The sequence below is a fragment of the Pseudomonas fluorescens group sp. genome (assembly GCF_020093335.1).
Taxonomy (GTDB): Bacteria; Pseudomonadota; Gammaproteobacteria; order Pseudomonadales; family Pseudomonadaceae; genus Aquipseudomonas; species Aquipseudomonas petroselini.
Map to the genome: position 1 here is coordinate 1 of NZ_JAIOKW010000086.1, position 874 is coordinate 874.

1 protein-coding gene is annotated in these 874 nt (G+C 53.5%); it reads left to right on the plus strand.

Annotated elements, in window-relative coordinates; translation table 11 throughout:
- Window position 1 precedes the first annotated feature (1 nt).
- The coding region (locus tag K7431_RS30810) for an integrase core domain-containing protein (RefSeq protein ID WP_224265988.1) at window positions 2-874 on the plus strand (873 nt) is incomplete at its 3' end.

Below are 874 nucleotides of genomic sequence, written 5' to 3' on the forward strand. Positions count from 1 at the left end.
CATGAACCAACGAATCAAGCTGGTTGCTGACTGGCTTTCGGGTAATTTCACGAAAAGCCAGCTGGCCCGCCGCTTCGGTGTCAGTCGACCGACCGTAGACAAATGGATTTCTCGGCATAACGGCGATTTGAAGTCGTTAGCCGAGGTTTCTCGGCGACCTCATAACAGCCCAAACAAGACCGACGATGAGATCTTGGCTCGCGTAGTGGCCATGAAGGAGGCTCACGATAAATGGGGGCCAAAGAAGCTCATCGAGCTATTGCGAATTGAAGATCCCTCTATCGATTGGCCGTCTCCCAGTACAGCCGGCCAATGGCTTGACCGGCTTGGGCTGGTCAATAAGCGGCGATTCAAGCGTCGGCACGGCACTTCTCATATTGAAATGCGAGAAGCCAATGACCCCAACAAAACCTGGTGCGCTGACTACAAAGGGCAATTCAAGATGCTCAACGCGCAGATGTGCTTCCCGCTGACCGTGACAGACCATGCATCCCGTTTGATTCTGGCTTGCAGGGCTCACCCTAAAATCAAGACCCAACCTGTAAAGCAGACCTTTGAGCGGCTTTTTCAGGAGTACGGCATGCCGGAAGTCATTCGCTCTGACAACGGCGTCCCCTTCGCTTCTCCTGGTCTGGCCAGAATGTCCACGCTGGCCGTTTGGTGGATCCGTTTAGGTATTTATCCCGAGCGAACCATGCCAGGAAGGCCCGCCCAGAATGGTCGCCACGAACGAATGCACCGCAGCCTGAAACTTGAGCTACCGCTAGGGAGCAATTTGGTTGAGCAGCAGCTTTTGCTGGAGCATTTCAAACATGAGTTCAATTACGTACGCCCTCATGAAGCGCTTGGTATGAAACGTCCGGGAGATGTGTAT